This is a genomic window from Acinetobacter sp. MYb191 (genome assembly GCF_037572605.1).
GTDB lineage: Bacteria > Pseudomonadota > Gammaproteobacteria > Pseudomonadales > Moraxellaceae > Acinetobacter > Acinetobacter johnsonii.
Window position 1 is genome coordinate 307340 of sequence record NZ_JBBGZP010000013.1, and the last position, 20051, is coordinate 327390.

The following is a 20051-nucleotide window of genomic DNA, read 5'->3' on the forward strand; positions in this document are numbered from 1 at the left end:
AGGTCGCTGTGGTGTAGACATAACAAGAGGGAGAACAAAATGAATGATTATGTAGGGCATCAGGGTCGATTTGATGCGATGTATTATTGGGACCAGTTTCACCCGATCCTGTCCGCAATCGCCATCCTGATCATTGGTTGGATTATTGCATTATTGATTGCAGGTGCTGTGAAAAAGGTTTTAACCAAACTCGGCACCAACCAAAAACTTTCCAGTGCTACCGGCCATCGCTCAAATATTGAAAATATTATCTCTCGAGTTGTGTTTTGGCTCATCTTGATTATTGCGGTGATTGGTGCACTCAATGTTCTCAATCTCACCAGTGTAAGTGGGCCATTTAGTAATATGGTTCAACAGTTCTTGTTGTTTATTCCACAACTGTTGGCTGCAGTTGCTGTGGGTTTCATTGGCTGGATTGTGGCAAATCTGGTCAAAGTGGGATTACAAAAAGGACTTGATCGGACTCAGCTAGATGAAAAACTCAGTCAGGATGTAGGAGTCAGTACGCTGAGTCAAAATATTAGTGAAATCGTCTATTGGCTGATTTTATTACTATTCTTACCCATTGTTTTGTCGATACTCGGTCTGACTGGGCTGCTCTTTCCGATCCAAAATATGGTCAATGAAGCCGTACTATATCTGCCAAATATCTTTATTGCGGGTGTAATAGTTTTTGCAGGTTATATTCTAGCAAAAATTGTACGGGGCATTATTGAGGGCTTATTGAGAAGCCTAGATGTACAAAAACAGGTTGAAAAAGTAGGACTGTTTAAAAACTCAGATTTGGCCAAAGTGCTCGGATCTTTTGTTTTTGCAATCGTCATTATCACAGCGCTGATTATTGCGTTTGAAGCTTTAGGCATTGATGCAATTTCTCAACCAGCGACGGCCATGCTGTATGAGATCATGAATGCGATTCCGCACATCATTGCAGCGGCATTAATTTTAATTTTGGCCTATGTGGTGTCACGTTTTGTCGCAAGTCTTGTGGTTGAAGTCTTGTCGGGAACAGGTGTAGATGACATTCCAAACAAAGTTGGCTTGCAACGTTTCTTAGGAAACACCAAAGCGTCTTGCGTTGTGGGTTACTTTATTGTGTTCTTTACCATGCTATTTGCGGTCTCTGAAGCAGCAAATCGACTCGGCTTTGAACAGATCAGTGGTTTGATTGCGATGTTTATCCAGTTTGGTGCAAACATCCTATTGGGTGCAGTCATTCTGGGCGTGGGTTTCTGGTTGGCGAATTTGGTTGCACAGGTGATTGAACGTGGTGAATACAACAGTTCTCGTTGGGTGGCGAACATTGTACGTGTCTTGATCATTGGTTTAGTGTTGGCGATGGGCTTGCGAGCAATGGGTATTGCAGACTCCATTGTGAACTTGGCCTTTGGTTTAACGCTTGGTGCGGTTGCTATTGCTTTTGCACTGGCTTTTGGCCTCGGTGGGCGTCAACCTGCGGAACGGGTTTTGACCGATTTGTTAGATAAAGCCAAAAAAGAAGGTACGCAACCGAATCCACTTTATCAGGCCAAAGCTGAAAGCACGCAATCCGCACAGGGCAAAGAAGAACATGCCTCACTGAAAGAGCAAATGGATACACCAACAGTTGCAGAGGAATATCAACATACAGATGATATTCCAACTACAGCAGAGGTCGATCCTGCGCATAAACCTTTAAATAAACCTTTTGGTTCAACGGGTGAAGCTGAACAAGATATTGACGTTCACCCCAAAGATCCAGACTAAATTAATCACCCTAAACACCGACTGCTGATGGCGGTTGGTGTTTTTTTGGAGTAAACCGATGTCAAAAAAGGCCCCAAATAAATATTTTGCCCCAATCATCATCGCGGGTATTACGGTTGGATTTTTTATAAGTGCTTATAAATTTGTATTTGCAAAACCTAAGACCAGTGAGACAACGCAGACCAATGTTGAAAGAATACCGACTGCGGCAACTGAAGGCCGTGATGCGGATGAATCTGATGAAAAATAATACAAAAGTCTATAGTGTGGAATGAAATTTAATTTGGTATGTTTGATGCATGTGGAATATGGATATTTCATAAATTAGAAATACTTACATGCCTATACTTTTATTATAGCGGCATGGACATTTCACAATTTATTTTTATAAATTGCAGTTTAAAAAGGAAAAACAGATGATGCAAATATTAAAAAAAACTTTGATGACGAAACGTTCAGTGATCCAGCCGAGCCATGTCCATATTGCCATTGCGAAAATGGACTTAGCACTTGCCCGTCAGCAGAAGCAAAAGCAGTGCGTACTGCTACGCACGGACTATTTGGAATAATTTATAGTTTTAAGCACATGGCTTAAACATATTCTGATGCAGCATGCGCAGATGACCATGCCCATTGGAAGTTAAATCCTCCCAAATGTCCTGTAACATCCAGTATTTCACCGACAAAGTACAAGCCTTTTTGCTTTTTACTTTCCATGGTTTTCGATGAAACTTCAGTGGTGTCTACGCCACCTAAAGTCACCTCAGCAGTACGGTAGCCTTCGGTTCCTGATGGTTTGACTTCAAACGCATGCAAGCGCGTTGCAATGTGCTCCAGTTTCTCATCTGACAGTTGGCCAATCGCTGTTTCAGCCAGTTCAGGCCAAATGAGGTTTTGCAGTTCAACCACCACACTTTTAGGAAAATGTTCACCCAGTAAAGTACGCAGCAGGGCTTTGGGTTGACTGTGCTTCTTGGCTTTTAAGTAGTCGTGCAAATCCACACTTGGCAAGAAGTCAATTTTGAAGCTTTGTCCCACATCCCAATAATTCGACAGTTGTAGCGAGCTTGGCCCACTGAGCCCACGATGCGTAAATAAAAGGGCTTCGGTGAAAGCGTTTAAGTCATTCAATAAAGTCGCATCGACCGCGTTGCCACTTAAGCGTGTGGTCACTTCTTTAAAGCTATCTGAAAAGGTAAAAGGCACCAAACCTGCGCGAGTTGGGTAAACATGATGACCAAATTGCTTTGCAATTTCATAGCCAATTCCTGAGCCGCCTAAGGTCGGAATAGATAAACCACCCGATGCAACGACCACAGATTCGGCTTCAAAATACCCTAGTGTCGTGGCAATTTGAAAAGCCTGCTCATCGAGTGCTGTGATGGCTTTCACTTCACAGTTGGTTTTAATATCGACCAAACCTGTTTTTTCACACTCGCTCAATAGCATGGCTAAAATTTCTTTGGCACCTTTTAGGGTGAAGAGCTGACCGTGTTTACGCTCTTCATATTCAATACCATACTCACAAACCATCCCAATAAAGTCCCAATTGGTATAACGAGTGAGGGCTGAAATTACAAAGTGCGGATTATGTGAAATAAAGTTGCTTGGCTCGACATAGAGGTTGGTAAAGTTACATTTACCCCCACCCGACATGAGAATTTTTTTGCCGACTTTATTGGCTTTTTCTACCACCACCACTTTACGTCCGCGTTGAGCTGCCATATAGGCTGTCATTAAGCCAGATGCACCTGCACCTAAAACTAAGACATCATATTGATTTGCGGACATGACACACTCACGGGAGAATAAAGCAGGGCATTATAGACCATCTTTTTTGCTTTTTCAGGACTATCTAAAGCGCGGCTAAACGACCTTGCAACCCACCTGAATGAATCACCAAAATACGATGATCTTTGGGGAATGTACCTTGTTGAATTAAATCGGTTAAGCCCAACAGCATTTTGCCTGTGTAAATTTGTTCCAGTGGAATGTCATATTGCTGCTCAAAAGCACGGATAAACTGCAATAGCTCAGCACTAGTTTTGGCATAACCACCACAGCAATATTGGTCGGTAATTTGCCAATTCCGTTTTTGGGTGAGTTGCTTGACTTCTGTATTGAGGAAATCGCCTTTGAGTGCGGAGAAGCCCAAAACGTGCTGCTGTGGATGACTGGCTTCAATCAGACCCGCAATGGTGCCACCCGTTCCCACGGCACAACAAATCAGATCGAAATTTTCTCGATCCGCATCAGAGAGAATTTCTGTGCAGCCTTGAATCGCAAGAGGGTTGGTTCCCCCTTCAGGAATCACATAATAATCAGGATAATCGTGTTGTAACTGTGCTAAGTAGGTTGGGCTTTGCTTTTGCCGATAGGCTTCTCGCGTCACAAACTGCAACTGCATGCCGAATTGCTGTGCGGTATTTAAGGTTGCATTCAGGGGTTTACTGGCCAGTTCTTCGCCCCGAATAATGCCCAGACTCTCAAATCCAAACAACTGTGCTGCATAAGCTGTTGCGGCAATATGATTGGAATAGGCACCGCCAAAAGTCAGCAGTTTTTTATAGCCTTGTTGCTGCGCCGCTAGCAAATTGTATTTCAGTTTAAAAAATTTATTGCCTGAAATATGTGGATGGACCAAGTCTAAACGTTTGATGCTGATATTGATCCCGTCAATGCTGATGTGCTGATAGGGAATGGACTGTGCAATCTGTTCAAACATAGGACTTTTATCCATCAGGTTAAGTGCTTAGTGTAAGTGAAAAATGGCATTTTTTTTACAGTATTAATCCTTTGCTGCATGCGTATCGACCGAACTAATCACGGACATGCCTGGGCGTAGGTTTTCAATTCCTGTCTGATTCGGATCAATTGCAATCCGTACCGCAATGCGTTGCACCACTTTGGTAAAGTTACCCGTAGCATTATCAGCTTTAAGCACACTGAACTCTGAGCCCGCTGCTGGGGAAATTTGCTCGACATGACCTGTAAATTTCTGATGATTGAGGGCATCCACCGTGAACCATGCTTTTTGCCCAATTTTCATGTTGGCAATTTGAGTTTCTTTAAAGTTTGCTGTGACCCACGTTTGCTGCGGAATCAGATAGAGCAACTGTGTGCCTGCTGCCACATATTGTCCCACACGTGGATTGACTTCACCCAGTTGCCCATCCATCGGGGCGATAATGCTGCTGTAGTTTTTGGTGGTTTTTGCTTGATCCAGTTGGGCCGCGGCATTGGTCACTTGTGCTTTAAGTCCTGTTTCAGCCACTTGTGCTGTTTTGAGCGCTTCTTTTGCCACCAATACATTGGCCTGTACTTGTTGTAGTAATGCTAAATTATTTTGGGTATCGGCAAAGGCTTTGTCTTGTTCCGATTTAGATGCTGCACCAGAGTCGCCTAACTGTTGATAGCGTTGCTGTTGTGCCAATGACAGTTGGTACGCTGCACGCGCTTGTTCGACTCTGGCTTCTGCCGCCACAATATCGGCTTTACGCTGTGCAATATTTTGGCTTTGATTGGAGAGGTTATTCTGCGCTTGATCCACCCCAGCTTCTGCTTGAGTGACTTTTTGGTCATAAGTCGTGGCATCAATATGCATCAACACCTGTCCTTTTTTGACGTGATCAAAATCACTGACCAATACATCTTTGACATAGCCATTAATTTGCGAAGAAAGCACCGTGGTTTTGCCTTTGACATAGCTGTTGTCAGTGGACTCAACGGCACTGTCAAATGGCCCAATTTTCCATGCCCACAAGATGATGCCAATACCGATGATCAGTACTAAAAACATCAAAATCAAGGTCCGTTTTGCTGTTGGAATCAGTTTACTTGAAGGCGGTGTAATCGGTGTTGTTGCTGTCACGGGCTGTTCAGGCTGAGAGGCATCTTCAGAAGTTGCAGTTGTTTCAGCGGGAGCTATTGGTTTTTGATCTTCAGACATAACAATTTCTCAATAAATAGGGAGCAATGGCATTAGGCAGGACCGATTTTCGCTTGTTGCCGCAGTTGATATTGATTCCGCGCGATCAGGAATGTCCCCCACAGCAACAGCAGCATGGCCACGACACCATTGAAACTAATCACATCGTTATAGGCACGTACTTGAGCCTCTCGAGTCACCACTTGATTTAAATTTTTTAAGGCTTGTTGTTGCTCTAACTGCTGATCGAGCGTGTAACTATGCGAACTTTGTTGATACGCTAAAAGGCGCTGTGCAATCAATGGATTGGTTTCGGGTAGCTGTTGAATCATCTCAGCACGATAGTTTTGGGTTCGGACTTGTTGATAGGAGGAGTAAAACGATGAACCGACTAAGCCACCAAATGTTTGAGTCGCTGAAAATAAAACAATAAACGTGACAATATGGGTGGGGCCTTTTTGCATGGCGCTTAAGATACCCGTGATTAAGAGTGGGCCAATAAACACACCACTGGCAAAGCCCACCAAAAACTGACTGCCGTAAAAGTTGGAAGGGCGAATATCACTGGTAAGGTGAAAATCCAGCCCGCAAGCAATCAAGACCAAAGCTTCTGCTAATAGTAAGTGCCAAATAATCCGTTCACGTGAAAAAGTGATGGCACTAAATAAGGTGCCAGACACAATGCCTAAAAAGATCACCACATAGAGCGGAACAAATTGATCGGGGCCCATGCCCATAGTTTTGAGAAAACTCACGGCAGCATAACTTTGCTCCGACATTAAGAAGCGAATTGCAAAGGCACCGATGATAAAACGAAGCGTGGACGAAGTCCCCAGCCAACGCGTCATAATCAGTGGATTGACCCGATAATGCTCGTAGACCAAACCAATGACAATTAGGCTGAACCCTGCAATGAGCAAATAGGCTAACCATTTCACTTCAAACCACCATAAGATAGGCCCTTGGGTCAGCACAATACACAAAAAGGCAAAACCGGGCGCAAGCAGTGCAAAGGTGAAGAAGTCTTGCTTTTCAAAAACAGCAATTCTTAAACTACGGGGGAGCTTAAGAGACACCACCATTGCGAAACAGCACAGGGCTAAACCAATTTCAAAGGTATACAGGACATTCCAGTTATTGACGTCAATAAGATAGGGAGAAATGATCCATGCCAAAGGAATACCGAGCTGCTGAAAGCCTAAAGCCAAATAAATACTGTGACCAAAATTTTCCCGCTTAAAGGCTTGCATAATGTAATACATGCCTAAGGAGCTGAGCGGTGCGGCAACCATGCCGCTAATGAAACGCACCAGTACGGCCATTTCAAAGGTATGCACAAAGACGTGTAAAACCAAAACCACAATAAAAAGCAGTAAGCCAATTTCAGAAAATAGACGCAGACCGTATTGCTGGCGAGCTTTAAACAGAATCAGGTTAGCACTGACATTGGCCATCACATAAGCTGCGGGGATCCATGCTACCTCAGAGGGTGTTAGTCCATATTCACCCTGAATTAAGGGTAAATTTGCGGTAATAAAACCGTTACTGAGACTGGCAGACAGTGCGACAAACAAACCAATAAAAAAATATATGAAGCGCTTAGGCGTGGAGTGCGCAATCACGGCAGGAGAGCCGGGCAGGGTTGGCTTTTCTTCGGCTGTCCAGTTTGGTGCAGGTTCGAGTAAACGCGGCGGCTGTGTCATGAGTGTGACCTTTATGCCCGAATGCCATTGAGTAAGAGCTCAATCGCACGTTGTGCGAGTTGTTGTTGCTCTATATCGGTCAGCCCTTGAAATGAAGTCCTTAAAATGGCCGTAATCATGGCGTAATCTTGGGTGGTCAAATCAGGGCGACATATGCCGTGCCGAATGGCTTGATCAATCAAAGGCTGTAAAATCACATCGCGGCGCGCGTAGATATCGACCATGACAGGATCATCACGCTCAATCACCCGCCAATATTCCATCAGTGCGGTTAAATACGGTAAGTTATAGACATGGTTTTCAATTAAACGAATAAAACCATCGTCATACTGAGAAAATGCTTCTGCACGAACTGCAAGACGTTCCAACGCTTGTTCCATGAGTGCAATCACCAAGGCACGACGGTCATCAAAATTACGATAAAACGTCGCCCGCCCGACATTGGCTGCATCAATTACCTGCTGTAAGGGTGCATTGATCCCGTGTGTGCGAAAAACCTGAACTGCGGCTTCCAGTAATTCTTCACGGTTTTGTGCAGCACGCTGTTGACGACTGGTCATAGTGATTATTTCATTTAATTTGGAAGTGCTATTATTTAACGGACAAAAGTGTCCGATGTAAATATTCAATCCTGTAAGATTTTGTAAATTACTTTGTGTTTTTCTAATCTAAATCATTCATGTTATTGTTTTATCTATGAATGATTGATATTTCTTTTAATAAAGAAAATACGCAGAGAACCATTATGTAGATGGATAAGAGTTGTAACAAAGTCGATAGGATTGGAAAAATAAAAGTGCTATGCTGAAAGCACAATAATGATAAATGAGGGGATATGATGAAAACCTTATCTACCCTAGTATTGGTTTTATTGCTCACTCAACTGACCGCGTGTGATGCAAAAAAGGATTTGAATCAGCCTAGAACTGAGGCTCGTACCATGATTATTGGTGGTGTTCCTGTGCATGATCGTGACTATAAACTACCATCACAAGAAATGGCTTTTAATCAGAAAACGTCTACACAGGCTGATGCGTACTAATAGGTGAAAATAGGGAGGCATATTGTCAGTACATGGTGGTGCAAGGTGCGATGTGCAGTATAAAAGATGCATTGTGCTACGTCAGATTTGTAAAAATGTGAAGTAGACGTCTTACTTCCTGCAAACGTTTGTTGAATTAAAGCCTTACAAACGTATAAAAGGCCTTGTACTCGCCCAATATGCCCAAACTGTTGTGGCTCAAATTGGCTAAATAAGTTCGATTTGCCAATTTGAAGCCTGAATCTCTAAGTTATTTTGCCTGAGTTGCTGGCTAATTGCATCGGCTTGTTTTTGCAAGTCTCCAACCGCAATGGTTTTAACCCAGCGAATTTCACTCGAACTATAACGACCATTTTCACGTCGTGAGCTGTCGATGGCTTGTTGAATAATGCGATGCTGCTGTGTGAGCAAATCACGTGTGTTTAAAACACTGAGCATCGATTGGCCCGTGCTGGTTTTAGCTTGAGCATTGGTCGTATGAATTTTTTCAATCAGATGATGTAACTCTGTATTCACACTAAAGGCCTCACCAATCAGCGCATTGGGGTCTTCACTCAGTTCATCGCCTTCTTGGATTAGCACATTATTGTTGATGCGTTGTTGTAAAGAAGCGAGTTTGGTTTGTAAGTCACTACGCAATAAAAGTGCTTCTGCTAGTTTCATAGGTTTATTTTTAAAGTTTTAGATGAGTCTTATGCTGCATCTGTGCAGTCAAAGCTTCAAGTGAGTTTTGTAATTTTTATGAAATCTAAAATCATGAGAAAACGATAGAAAAGCACTTAGTCAGTTTCGGAGTGTTATTTAAAACGTGGAGATGTTTTTCCTATGTTGATTAGTCAATTTATTTACTAATGAGGTATAAAGTTTTATCTAATTTTGCTTTTTATCCAATTTAAAATTAGGTGCGTACACGGCCTCAACATTTCAATAAAGTACAAAAGGTGTTTGTGTAGGCAATACCCTTACTTTTGATAGGCCAAAAGTAAGCAAAAGCCTTTGTTATCCATACATAACATCCCTATTATGATGGATAACGTGTGGCATCCCTGCCACACTCGCGTATCCAAACGTTGCTTAAATTAAACTATGTAATAGTAGCGATATAAACGTGTTCTTATCACTATTATTAAAAGCTTAGTGGAACACGGTTTCCAAAGCTTTCAAACCGACTTTGGGATCAAGCAGACCGTTGTAAATTTCAGGGATTTCACGTTCGACCCCAAAGAATTCATAAATGGCAAGCATCGCTCCACGAACTGAATATTCCACAGTAAAGACCACATCGTCTTCAATTTCCACAAACTGTCCAAGGAAGGCAAAGTTTTGTGAGCCTTGTGGAATTACCTGTGGACGATCCCCCGGTTTACGGCAGGCGAATAGGGCAGAGGCATATGGCATCATGGCAGTGGTTACATTGGTGGTTGCCAAAACATGATCTAAAATGTCGTTAAAACCGAGTTGTTTAATCAGTTCTGTTAGGATTTCTTGCCCTGTGGCTTCGGACATTGGTTTCTTGATGTAATCGCCCATATGGTCAATTTGGAAACCATAGCCCCATAAGGTATACAGGCCTTCAGGTAAGTCGGCAAAGTGTGGCTGCGCAGGGACCACAATGGATAAATGCCAACCCGACTCATACCAAGTCATCAGTGCGCCTGTGCCTGGTTCATTCCCCGTATAGTCAACAATGCGTTTAAGCAGCACGTCATCTTTCATGGTCAGGGTGAAAGACTCCCACTTATGTTCATCGACATTGCCATAAAAAGTCATTGGACGACCAAAGTCTGGGGCTTTTTGGGCCAGAGTTTCCCAAAGCGTCCAGCCATGATCTTCTCGATTACGAATGAGGGCAGGCACGTCATGATTACCACCATAACGTGAGTCCGCGGTAATGGAACCTAAAGTGAAAATAGCTAGATCATTGGCTTTTAGATTAATTTGCTCTGAGCCTTCAGGCAGTTGTACATATAATCGCGACGCATGGCGCTCTTGAGTTTCAGTATTGGTAATGAAGTCCGCATCTGTGACATAGTGTCCAAAACGCACATCGACCCCTTGTGCGATTAACCAACGCTGTAAGGGCAGGATCATTGAATCATATTGGTTGTACTTAGTACGTTTCACACCTGCTAATGTATGAATGCGTGGCAATTCTTGAATAAAACGCAAGAAATAACGTCTTAACTCGGCTGCACTGTGCCATTTTTGAAAAGCGAAAGTTGTGCGCCACATGCGCCAGAAATTGGTTTCAAAAAAGGCTTCATCAAAAAACTCATCAATACGGCGACTGCCAATTTTTTCTTCTTTTGAAGCCAGTAAGCGCAGCATCTGTGCGCGATGTAGTGTATTCAGACCAAGCTTTGCAGCATCCGCAATGACATGTTCGGCATCAATTAAACGTGCATTGGCGTGGGTTTTCACTTTTTCATTAAACTCACGACATTCTTCACGAACTGAAATGTCTTGATTTTCCAAGGATGGAATACTGGAAAATAAGTCCCATAGGCATAAATAAGTTTCATCGGTCAGCATTCGCCCACCACGTGTTACCCAAGCTTGCGCGGCATGCGGTGTATGTCCGCCATCCATCGAGCCACCTGAAATATCGAATTCTTCTAAAATATGGATATTTTTGGCAGGGACTTTGGCATCACGGATCGCAAATGCAGCAGCAGCCATACCTGCGATACCACCACCAATGATCCAAAGATGGGACTGTTGCGCGTCTAATGGGGTGCGCTTCTTATTTTGCATGGTTCACCTTTAATTATGATGTTAAAAATTATGAAGTTAAAAAATGTAGTTTTTAGAAATAAAACCTTATAAATAGTAAGTCTTTTTATATACTGAAAAATGTATGAAAAGGGAAGCAATCCCCCCATTATATTTTGTAATCAAAAATAAGTACATGATGGCTATTTTTAATACACATTTGTCTTTTTATTAAAATTGAATATGATCTAAATAACTGATGTTGCAGTTTATTGTTGAGTAATTGCTCTATAGTTGTTTTCACTATGCCCTATGCCAAATTTCCTTAAAAATAGGCTTTTTATTTATCATTAAAAAATATAATGGACGTACATGCTGTGGCTTGATCACGATATAAATGTGAAAAATAACTGATAAAGTGAATATCGTAAAAACTTTGTTTAGCGTAAAATCGCAGCTGATAAATTCTCTCAATTTAGAGGTCACTCTTGGAATCATTTTGGATTTTGGGCTCGATTGCCTTTGCATTAATGTTAGGCGCAATGAGCCCTGGACCCACGTCGATTTATGTAGCAAAAAATTCGATAGCGATTTCTCGAAAGCATGGCCTATTTACCGCACTGGGGACTGGAACAGGCGCAGCTGTTTTTGGTCTGTTGGCTGTACTTGGCTTACAAGCCTTTTTGTTGGCAGTGCCGTCAGCGTATTTGGCCTTAAAAATTTGTGGTGGGATCTATTTGCTTTGGCTCGCGTTTAAAATTATTAAACACGCCAAAGAGCCAATTGAGGCAGATCATTCCAGCTCAAAAGCAATGACTTTACGCCGTGCCTTTATGACTGGCTTAATTACCCAGCTGTCCAACCCTAAAATTGCGATTGTTCTAGCCAGTATTTTTACTGCACTTTTACCCAAAGAAATCCCAACTTATTACTATTTTGTACTACCTATTCTATGTTTCTTTATTGATGCGGGTTGGTGTTCGTTGGTTGCAGTGGCATTGTCTGCTGAAAAGCCGCGCCGTGTGTATTTGAAGTTTAAAGCCGTATTTGACCGCGCAGCAGGGGCGGTGATGACGGTGTTGGGTTTGAAACTTATTTTTGGCATGAAGTGATAAGGTTTACAACAACAAAACTGGATTTTGTATAGGTAACTAAAAGCTAAATGGTTATAATCCCTTTGATTTTTTAATGATTTTTAAATTAAAGATTTGAGGGATAAATTTTGAATAAATCTATATTTTTGGCCGTTTTGAGTGGCTTCGCATTATCTGCATGTTCAACAACAGAAACGTCAAAAACAATTCAATCACCGCAAGTAACAGCGGCAGTGGCGACCGTTAAATACGCTGGCACTAAAACGCCTGTTTCTGTAGGAAAATTTGACAACCGCTCAAGCTACATGCGTGGCATTTTTTCAGACAATGTTGACCGTTTAGGTGGTCAAGCGAAAACTATTTTAGAAACGCATTTACAGCAATCGGGCTATTTCTCTGTCCTAAACCGTGACAACCTTGCTGAATTACAACAAGAAGCAGGTTTTACCAAATCTTCTCAAGCCATCAAAGGCGCACGTTATGTATTAACGGGCGACGTGTCTGAATTTGGCCGTAAAGAAGTTGGTGATCACCAGCTATTTGGCATATTGGGCCGTGGTAAAACCCAAATTGCTTATGCCAAAGTGAACTTAAATATTGTCGATGTAAAAACAGCAGAAATTGTTCACTCTGTGCAAGGTGCAGGTGAGTATGCACTCAGTGAACGTGAAATCTTAGGTTTTGGTTCTACCGCTTCTTATGATTCAACTTTAAACGGTAAAGTTTTAGATTTGGCTGTGCGTGAAGCGGTTAATAATTTGGTGTTGGATATTCAAACCAATAAGTGGTCTGCGCAGTAATTGGTTTGAATCAATGAAAAAAATCGTATTGGTTTTAGGTGCGATCTGCACCATGACTATGGTGGGCTGTGTTTCAGCGCCAAAATCGTTATATAGCTGGGGTGAATACCCGCAGCAAACTTATTTGATGTTGAGTCTGCCAGAAAAGACTTCTCCACAAGAACAGATTGGTAAACTTGAAAAAGATATTGAAAAAGCCAAAGCCAAAAATGCAGCAGTGCCTCCGGGCTTGTATGCACATTTGGGTTTGTTGAATTTAAATATCAATAATGGGCCACGTGCTGTTCAGTATTTTGAACTTGAACGTCAAACCTACCCAGAGTCGGCAGTATTAATGGATCGTCTTTTGAAAAAAATGACAGCCCAGTCTGCCGCAGGGAGTGTGAAGTGAAACATTTCAAAAAACTATGCGTACTTGGCCTTGCTGTGACACTCTTCACAGGTTGTGCTACGACACCTAAAAGTAAACGTGACTTATCTGCATATCATGCCAATATGCCAAAATCCATTTTGGTGTTGCCGCCTGTAAATGAGTCACCCGATACACGGGCAACTTATGGGTATTGGTCTACCGTGACTTTACCTGTAGCAGAAGCGGGCTATTATGTGTTTCCTATTTCTGTGGTCGATACGCTATTTAAAGAAAACGGCGTAACCAATGGCTATGATGCGCAGCAAATTCCAATTCAGAAACTCAATGAAATTTTTGGAGCGGATGCCGCACTGTATGTCAAAGTTAAAGAATATGGTTCTAAGTATCAGGTGATTCAATCCGTTTCGACCGTTGCGGTAGAGGCGAAATTGGTGGATTTAAAAACCGGAGCATTATTATGGGAAGGTCAGGAAAAAATCCAACAAGCCAATAATAATAGCAACGCCGGTCTGGTCGGGATGTTAGTGGGTGCTTTGATTGACCAAATTTCCAATCACCTATCGGACAAAGCCTATGTGCTGTCTAACAGTGTGAGTACGCAGTTGTATGCTCCGCAGTTGATGCAGCAAAAAGGGTTGCTATATGGACCTCGCTCTCCGCATTTTGTACAAAATTCGATGAGTCCGCAGCAGTAAAAAATAATCCCCTCAAATGAGGGGATTTTTATGATTTAACAAGCTTCTATTTGGATGAAGAGTCTTTTAACTCTCAGCCAAAAGAAGAGTTAATTTTCGTATAAATTAATCCTTAAAATGCACAGGAATCCATTGATAGCTTTTCCCATCTGCCGAATAGATATGTCCAATAGCAGGGAATGGCAAGTGTGGTGCTGCAATGGTTTGCCCGCCTTTTGCATATTCCGCAAATTGTTTTAAGCGTGTTTGCACTGCTTTTTTCGGGTCGATGTCATAATCAATAGCGGTTTCTGGCTTGTCGAATTGCACAGTATGTGAATGCACAATGTCACCAATAAAGACCACCGTTTCATCCTTGGTTTTCAGCTCATAGCTAAAATGTCCAGGTGTATGCCCCGCGGTATTAATCACTTTAAAGCCTTGAACTTGATCGCCCAGTTGATACGTTTTGAAGCGGTTTTTGGCTTGATAGGGTGCAATCGCTTGTTTAATTTTTTCAACAGTTCCTAAGTAGCCTGCTTGCTTATCTTTCGGGAGTTTGTCGACTTGTTTCGGGTTTAGCCAATAGTTCGCTTCATCGTTCGAGACATAAACCGTTGCATTGGGAAAGTTTGCCACGCCATTTTGGCTAATACCACACACATGGTCTGGGTGTAGGTGCGTCAGTAAGATGGTATCGACTTGCTCTGGTTGATAGCCTGATTCTTTTAAATTGCTTAACACTGAACCCAAATGTGCGCCAAAACAGCTCGCAGCGCCGCTATCCACTAAAACCAGAGAATGACCTGTATTCACAAGGAAGGCATTGACAGAGGTTTGAACGCCTTTGGCTTGGTCGGCAGCGTATTTCTTTAATATTTCATGCACATCTTTTTCTGGAATGTTTTGAAAGAGTTTAGGCGACATGAAATTGGTGCCATCGAGCAGGGCAGTGATTTGTACATCACCTGCTTGATATTGGTAATAGCCTGAAACTTGTTTTTGTTGCGAGATTGGGGCGGGTGGGGAAAGAGCGAAGGCTGAAACACTGCTGATACTAGAGATAATTAAAGCGGAAGCAAGTAACTTATTCATTTATAAAGTTTCACAAAATTTGTTGAATTGTCTATTTTTTAGCATGAATTTTTTTAGATTTAAAGTAAAGAAATGCTTTAGTAAAACTCATATTACCTTCAGGTACTGAATCGAATTACTCTTACTAAAACCACTTTTAATTATTCTTTTATTAATAAAATAAGGCTATAATTTTCTAAAATTTAAATTATATTAAAACATGATTGATTATAGAGTTTTAGATTCAGAGCAGATGTTGATAAGAGATGATTATAAAAAAAGAGAGATTATTTCTGTAACAGAAAGTGATGTAAAAATAACAAGATCTTTGTTTTGGGAATACCCTAAATTTTTAAGATATTATGAGTCATTATTTCCAAATAATTATTTAGATATCGTCGAATTGCAAAATAAAGACAAATTATGGGATATTTTTTATAAATTTAATTCATTTGTTATGGACTCCTGCACAAAAGAAAGAGAAATTCTAAATTTTATAAATTCTTCGACTGAACATAATTTTATAGTCGGCTCGATAATGAAAGAATTGTTTAACTTTGGGCATCATGAAGCTCATATATTTTCAGAATTTCCACTTGGAACTTCATACAAAGCTGATTATTTATTACTTGGACGGAATTCTCATGGTTGGCATTTTGTATTTGTAGAATTTGAAGCATTGAGTGGGCAGATAACAACTAGAAATGGAGACTTTGGTTTAGTTTTAAGAAAAGGTGAATCACAGATAAAAGATTGGGAAATTTGGTTGGAAAAAAATTTTAGTTCATTAAAAGAGTTTTTTTTGCGAAAAATTAAACCAAACGAATCATTACCTAATGAATTCTGTAACTTTGATCGAACAAGAATACATTATGTAGTCGTAGCGGGTAAAAGAAATGATTTTAATGATCGAACATATAGATTAGTAAGAGAGTTTAGAAATAAAAATATTCATTTTATTCATTATGATAATCTTATGGATGCCTGTGATGAATTGATAATTTCAAATTATTTAACTTACTAATAAAAATCCGCTTAGGTAAGCGGATTTTTTACTAGTTCACTTTTTAATCTTTAAGAAACCTTATCACCAGCTTTAGCGCCAGATTCAGGTGAAATCACCCAAACACCTTCGCCATTGCCCGCAGCTAAAACCATACCGTTAGAAATACCAAAACGCATTTTACGTGGTGCAAGGTTCGCCACCATCACCACCAATTTGCCTTTAAGGTCTTCTGGTTGGTAAAACTCACGAATACCACTGAATACATTGCGCGGTTCAGCTTCGCCAACATTTAAAGTCAGTTGCAGAAGTTTGTCAGAGCCTTCTACCGTTGCAGCTTCTAAAACTTCAGCGACACGTAGGTCAACTTTCATAAAGTCTTCAATGCCAATGATCTCTGCTTCACCTACTTTAGGCTCAACTTTGTCAGGTGCAGCGTTCTTTTCTTTTTTCTTTTACACTTTTAAAGGTTCAGCCGCAGCAGCTAAAGAGTCTTTAGATGCATCGACCATTGCCGCAACTGCTTTCGGGTCTACACGTTGCATTAAAGGTTGGAACAATGCAATTTCATGATCGACCAATGCCGTTTGAGCAGAAGCAAAGTCAAAGCGGTCTAGTTTTAAGAAATCTTGAACTTGAGCCGCTAAGGTTGGAAGTACGGGTGCCAAGTACACAGCCAATTGACGGAACAGGTTAATCCCGACCGAACATACATCATGTACTTGCTGTTCTTCTCCCTCAACTTTCGCTAAAGCCCAAGGTTTTTTCTCATCAATATATTGGTTGGCTTTATCTGCAAGCGCCATAATTTCACGAATCGCAGCAGAGAACTCACGTGCTTCATAGGCTTTCGCAATTGAATCGCCTGCATCGATAAAGCTTTGTACCAATTCAGGCTCTGCACAAGTTGCTGATAATTTATTATCAAACTTGGTGTTGATGAATTTTGCACAACGGCTGGCAATGTTGACCACTTTACCAACTAGATCAGAGTTTACTTTCTGAACGAAATCATCCAAGTTCAGATCAGAGTCTTCAACTTTATCTGACAGTTTAGACGCGAAGTAGTAACGTAAATATTCAGGGTTTAAGTGCTCTAAATAGGTTTCAGCTTTGATGAATGTACCGCGAGACTTCGACATCTTCTGACCGTTCACCGTCAAGAAACCATTGACGAATAAACCTGATGGCGTACGGTAGTTTGCACCTTCAAGCATTGCAGGCCAGAACAGCGCGTGGAAGTAAACGATGTCTTTACCAATGAAGTGATAGACTTCTTTGTCAGAGTCTTTCTTCCAAAAGTCGTCAAAATTTAAATCAGGACGTTTCGCTTTAATGTAGTTTTCAAAACTCGACATATAACCAATTGGCGCATCTACCCAAACATAGAAATATTTGTTTGGTGCATCTGGAATTTCAAAACCGAAATACGGTGCATCACGTGAAATATCCCAATCAGATAAACCCGCTTCAAACCATTCATCCAGTTTGTTGGCAATTGAAACTGGTAGGCGACCTTGGTCACGCGTCCATTTTTGTAAATATTCTGAGAAATTCGGCAGTTTAAAGAAGTAATGATCTGACGATTTCTCAACAGGCGTTGCACCACTTAAAGTTGATTTCGGGTTTAAAAGCTCAGTCGCATTGTATGTTGTACCGCAGACTTCGCACGCATCGCCATATTGATCTTCCGATTTACATTTCGGGCACGTGCCTTTAATGAAACGATCCGATAAGAACATGCCTTTTTCAGGGTCAAAAAGCTGGTTGACAGGACGGATGGCAATATTGCCTGCTTCACGGTTTTTTACATAAATTTCAGAAGCGCGCGCGCGGTTTTCATCACTATGCGTTGAATCATAATGATCGAAATGCACGCCAAAACCGTCAAAATCACGGATGTGTTCTTTTTGCACATTGGCAATTTGATCTTCAGGTGAAATACCATTGGCTTCGGCACGTAGCATGATAGCTGTACCGTGAGCATCATCCGCACATACATAAGTCACATCGTGTCCCATTGCACGCATGGCACGAACCCAAATATCTGCTTGGATATAACCGAGTAAGTGTCCCATATGGATGGGGCCATTGGCGTATGGTAGGGCGTTAGTGACTAAAATATTACGCACGGATATGACTCTCTCATTCGTATTTTATATAAGGTCAACGATTTTACCTTAGATAGCCGCGACTTGCACAAGTGAATCGGTGAAAAGTTTTCAAATGAGACTAAAGCCCATAGGAATTGATTGCTAGATTGAGCATCAATCGCTAATTTGAGCCAGATACTGAAAAAATCATGGGAAATGCCTTTTCTAAAACGGCATAAAACAGCTTGTTCATCTTTTAATGAAAGATTGAATGGATTGCTCAAAATTCAAATGATGGAACTTAAAACTAATGCGTATTTTCGCTATATTCATGCGCCATTAACAGCGATAATACGTGCATTCAGCCCGTTTTTAAGAGTATGCCGTCCATGATCGATGATGATTTTGATTTCGACCAACCCGTGACCCGAATTCCGCAAAATCCACAAGCGACCAAACTACTGGGCAATCGACTTTTACAACAAGCTGAACAATACCTTGCTTCAATGGGCAGTCGCCAACATGCACAATTGGTCGAGTCGCTCCGTCAGCTCGAGTCTGAAGACCCGTACTTTGCAGTCATGGCCGATCAGCTTGAGTATGAAAGTGATGAACCAATGGCCAATGACGTGCTCAATCTGTTGTTTTTCTGGCAAATGGCCCATGAAAAAGAAGCGGATATGACTAAGTTTCAGTTGCCTAATTTAATCCAAACAGACTATTTCCAAACAACTTTGCTTGACGCTTACGACGCGATGGATTTGGGAGCATTCCAAGTCCAGCGCCGCAGCGTGATTGAAGAAACTTTAAAACTGTATCAACAGCAGTGTTATGCCGGTTGTATTACGGTTCTTTATGGTCAAATTGAAGGGATTTTGACGGATGCGCTAATTGAGCATGGTTATTTACAGCAAAATCAAACTAAGTTTGTCGATGTGTATAAAATCGTGCCGGGTTTGAAAGGCCATGAAGTCAAAAGCCTATGGCATAAAGTTAAAATTGCCAGTGAAATCAATCCGTATTTCCTGAGCCTTGAAGCATTGAAAATGGATGCAAGTTCAAGTGTCACCGCCAGCCGTCATAATATGGTACACGGTGCGGACGTGACCCATTTCACTCAAGCACGCAGTTTCATTCTGTTTATTTGGCTGTTTGCAGTTATTAGCTTTATCAGTACCGTAAAGCGTTAGTCTCTTCCGTTGAGTGGTACAGGATGGCGTTTAAATTGATGCATCCTGTACAGCTATTGTTTCCAAATGATGCAAATGACGTCAGCACTTAAAAAGCAAGGTATAACTCTGAGTTAAGCAAAATTTTAAATACGAAAGAGGGCCGTGACATGACGAATGACAATAAACTCGATGATTTAAAAACCAAAGCGACTGAGTTGGGCGAAGAATTAAAGTTGAAAGCTCAAGAGGCAAAACTCGAAGGCGAGAAAGTGCTGGAAGATGTCAAACATCAGGCTACTGAAGCCAAGCTTGATGCTGAAAAGCAGTTGACCGACTTAAAGCAGAACGTAGCAGAAAGTAAAGCCGAAGGTGATGCAGCTTTTGAGCAAAAGTTGGAGTCTGCACAAGCCAAAGCCGAGCATGCGAAACAAGTCGCGCAGGAGAAATTGGATCATTTTAAAGTTGAAGCAGGGCATAAACTAGATGAGGCGAAACTTAAAGCCACTGAGTTAAAGCATGAGGCCGAAATTAAACTGGAATAATTTAAGGTGCAAGCCACTGAAAAGTTTGACGAGTTGAAAAAGAAAGCCACAGAAACACTGCAAAAGTTTAAAAAAGACGACCAAGCTTAATCCGT

The 20051-nt window shown here is 41.5% G+C and carries 18 protein-coding genes and 2 pseudogenes; 11 read left to right on the plus strand and 9 right to left on the minus strand.

Annotated elements, in window-relative coordinates; all coding sequences use genetic code 11:
- Window positions 1–39 precede the first annotated feature (39 nt).
- The 3 genes from WH214_RS08385 to WH214_RS08395 all read left to right on the plus strand — a co-directional run bounded on the left by WH214_RS08385 (window position 40) and on the right by WH214_RS08395 (window position 2315).
- Window positions 40–1746, plus strand: a complete 1707-nt coding sequence (locus tag WH214_RS08385; protein WP_168158389.1) for a mechanosensitive ion channel — start codon at window positions 40–42, stop codon at window positions 1744–1746.
- Window positions 1747–1804: 58 nt separating this feature from the next.
- A complete protein-coding gene (locus WH214_RS08390) occupies window positions 1805–1996 on the plus strand; it encodes a hypothetical protein (protein ID WP_339421474.1) in 192 nt (63 codons plus the stop codon).
- Between the two features lie 166 nt (window positions 1997–2162).
- Window positions 2163–2315, plus strand: coding sequence for a hypothetical protein (locus tag WH214_RS08395; RefSeq protein ID WP_004981224.1), 153 nt, complete (start codon window positions 2163–2165; stop codon window positions 2313–2315).
- Between the two features lie 22 nt (window positions 2316–2337).
- Here the strand turns inward: WH214_RS08395 and WH214_RS08400 are convergent, their stop codons facing one another.
- The 5 genes from WH214_RS08400 to WH214_RS08420 all read right to left on the minus strand — a co-directional run bounded on the left by WH214_RS08400 (window position 2338) and on the right by WH214_RS08420 (window position 7937).
- On the minus strand, window positions 2338–3537 hold the full coding sequence (locus WH214_RS08400; protein WP_339421473.1) for an NAD(P)/FAD-dependent oxidoreductase: 1200 nt from the start codon (window positions 3535–3537) through the stop codon (window positions 2338–2340).
- Between the two features lie 64 nt (window positions 3538–3601).
- On the minus strand, window positions 3602–4471 hold the full coding sequence (locus WH214_RS08405) for a 1-aminocyclopropane-1-carboxylate deaminase/D-cysteine desulfhydrase (protein WP_339421472.1): 870 nt from the start codon (window positions 4469–4471) through the stop codon (window positions 3602–3604).
- Between the two features lie 63 nt (window positions 4472–4534).
- A complete protein-coding gene (locus tag WH214_RS08410; protein ID WP_339421471.1) occupies window positions 4535–5695 on the minus strand; it encodes an HlyD family secretion protein in 1161 nt (386 codons plus the stop codon).
- A gap of 32 nt (window positions 5696–5727) precedes the next feature.
- Window positions 5728–7377, minus strand: coding sequence for an MFS transporter (locus WH214_RS08415; protein WP_339421470.1), 1650 nt, complete (start codon window positions 7375–7377; stop codon window positions 5728–5730).
- Window positions 7378–7388: 11 nt separating this feature from the next.
- Window positions 7389–7937, minus strand: a complete 549-nt coding sequence (locus tag WH214_RS08420; RefSeq protein ID WP_336955397.1) for a TetR/AcrR family transcriptional regulator — start codon at window positions 7935–7937, stop codon at window positions 7389–7391.
- Between the two features lie 278 nt (window positions 7938–8215).
- On the opposite strand from WH214_RS08420, the gene WH214_RS08425 reads away from it, so the two are divergent.
- A complete protein-coding gene (locus WH214_RS08425) occupies window positions 8216–8419 on the plus strand; it encodes an NF038215 family lipoprotein (protein WP_087010409.1) in 204 nt (67 codons plus the stop codon).
- Window positions 8420–8626: 207 nt separating this feature from the next.
- Here WH214_RS08425 and WH214_RS08430 read toward each other — a convergent pair whose 3' ends face one another.
- Both WH214_RS08430 and WH214_RS08435 read right to left on the minus strand, forming a co-directional pair.
- Entirely contained in the window at window positions 8627–9082 is a 456-nt protein-coding gene (locus tag WH214_RS08430; protein ID WP_336955396.1) for a DIP1984 family protein, read from the minus strand.
- Window positions 9083–9553: 471 nt separating this feature from the next.
- Window positions 9554–11173 (minus strand): oleate hydratase, encoded by a 1620-nt coding sequence (locus tag WH214_RS08435; RefSeq protein WP_234965482.1) that lies wholly within the window; start codon window positions 11171–11173, stop codon window positions 9554–9556.
- A 446-nt stretch (window positions 11174–11619) separates the two neighbouring features.
- Between WH214_RS08435 and WH214_RS08440 the strand changes: the two genes are divergently transcribed.
- From WH214_RS08440 to WH214_RS08455, 4 genes are all read left to right on the plus strand, one after another.
- The gene (locus WH214_RS08440) at window positions 11620–12243 is read left to right on the plus strand and encodes a LysE family translocator (RefSeq protein WP_005399945.1); all 624 of its coding nucleotides are present in this window, start codon (window positions 11620–11622) and stop codon (window positions 12241–12243) included.
- Window positions 12244–12353: 110 nt separating this feature from the next.
- A complete protein-coding gene (locus WH214_RS08445) occupies window positions 12354–13025 on the plus strand; it encodes a CsgG/HfaB family protein (RefSeq protein WP_339421469.1) in 672 nt (223 codons plus the stop codon).
- 13 nt (window positions 13026–13038) lie between these two features.
- Entirely contained in the window at window positions 13039–13416 is a 378-nt protein-coding gene (locus WH214_RS08450) for a DUF4810 domain-containing protein (protein WP_339421468.1), read from the plus strand.
- Complete coding sequence (locus WH214_RS08455) at window positions 13413–14093, plus strand: DUF799 domain-containing protein (protein ID WP_151837190.1); 681 nt, start codon at window positions 13413–13415, stop codon at window positions 14091–14093. Before WH214_RS08450 ends, WH214_RS08455 begins: the two co-directional genes overlap by 4 nt.
- Before the next feature lie 105 nt (window positions 14094–14198).
- Here the strand turns inward: WH214_RS08455 and WH214_RS08460 are convergent, their stop codons facing one another.
- Entirely contained in the window at window positions 14199–15167 is a 969-nt protein-coding gene (locus WH214_RS08460) for an MBL fold metallo-hydrolase (RefSeq protein ID WP_151837189.1), read from the minus strand.
- 199 nt (window positions 15168–15366) lie between these two features.
- Between WH214_RS08460 and WH214_RS08465 the strand changes: the two genes are divergently transcribed.
- Entirely contained in the window at window positions 15367–16170 is an 804-nt protein-coding gene (locus WH214_RS08465) for a Shedu anti-phage system protein SduA domain-containing protein (protein WP_195728766.1), read from the plus strand.
- A 50-nt stretch (window positions 16171–16220) separates the two neighbouring features.
- On the opposite strand, the pseudogene metG reads toward WH214_RS08465, so the two are convergent.
- Window positions 16221–18281, minus strand: a pseudogene (metG, locus tag WH214_RS08470) (methionine--tRNA ligase).
- A gap of 350 nt (window positions 18282–18631) precedes the next feature.
- Between metG and WH214_RS08475 the strand changes: the two are divergent.
- On the plus strand, window positions 18632–19432 hold the full coding sequence (locus tag WH214_RS08475) for a hypothetical protein (RefSeq protein ID WP_339421466.1): 801 nt from the start codon (window positions 18632–18634) through the stop codon (window positions 19430–19432).
- A gap of 149 nt (window positions 19433–19581) precedes the next feature.
- Window positions 19582–20046, plus strand: a pseudogene (locus WH214_RS08480) (hypothetical protein).
- The last annotated feature ends 5 nt before the right edge of the window (window positions 20047–20051 follow it).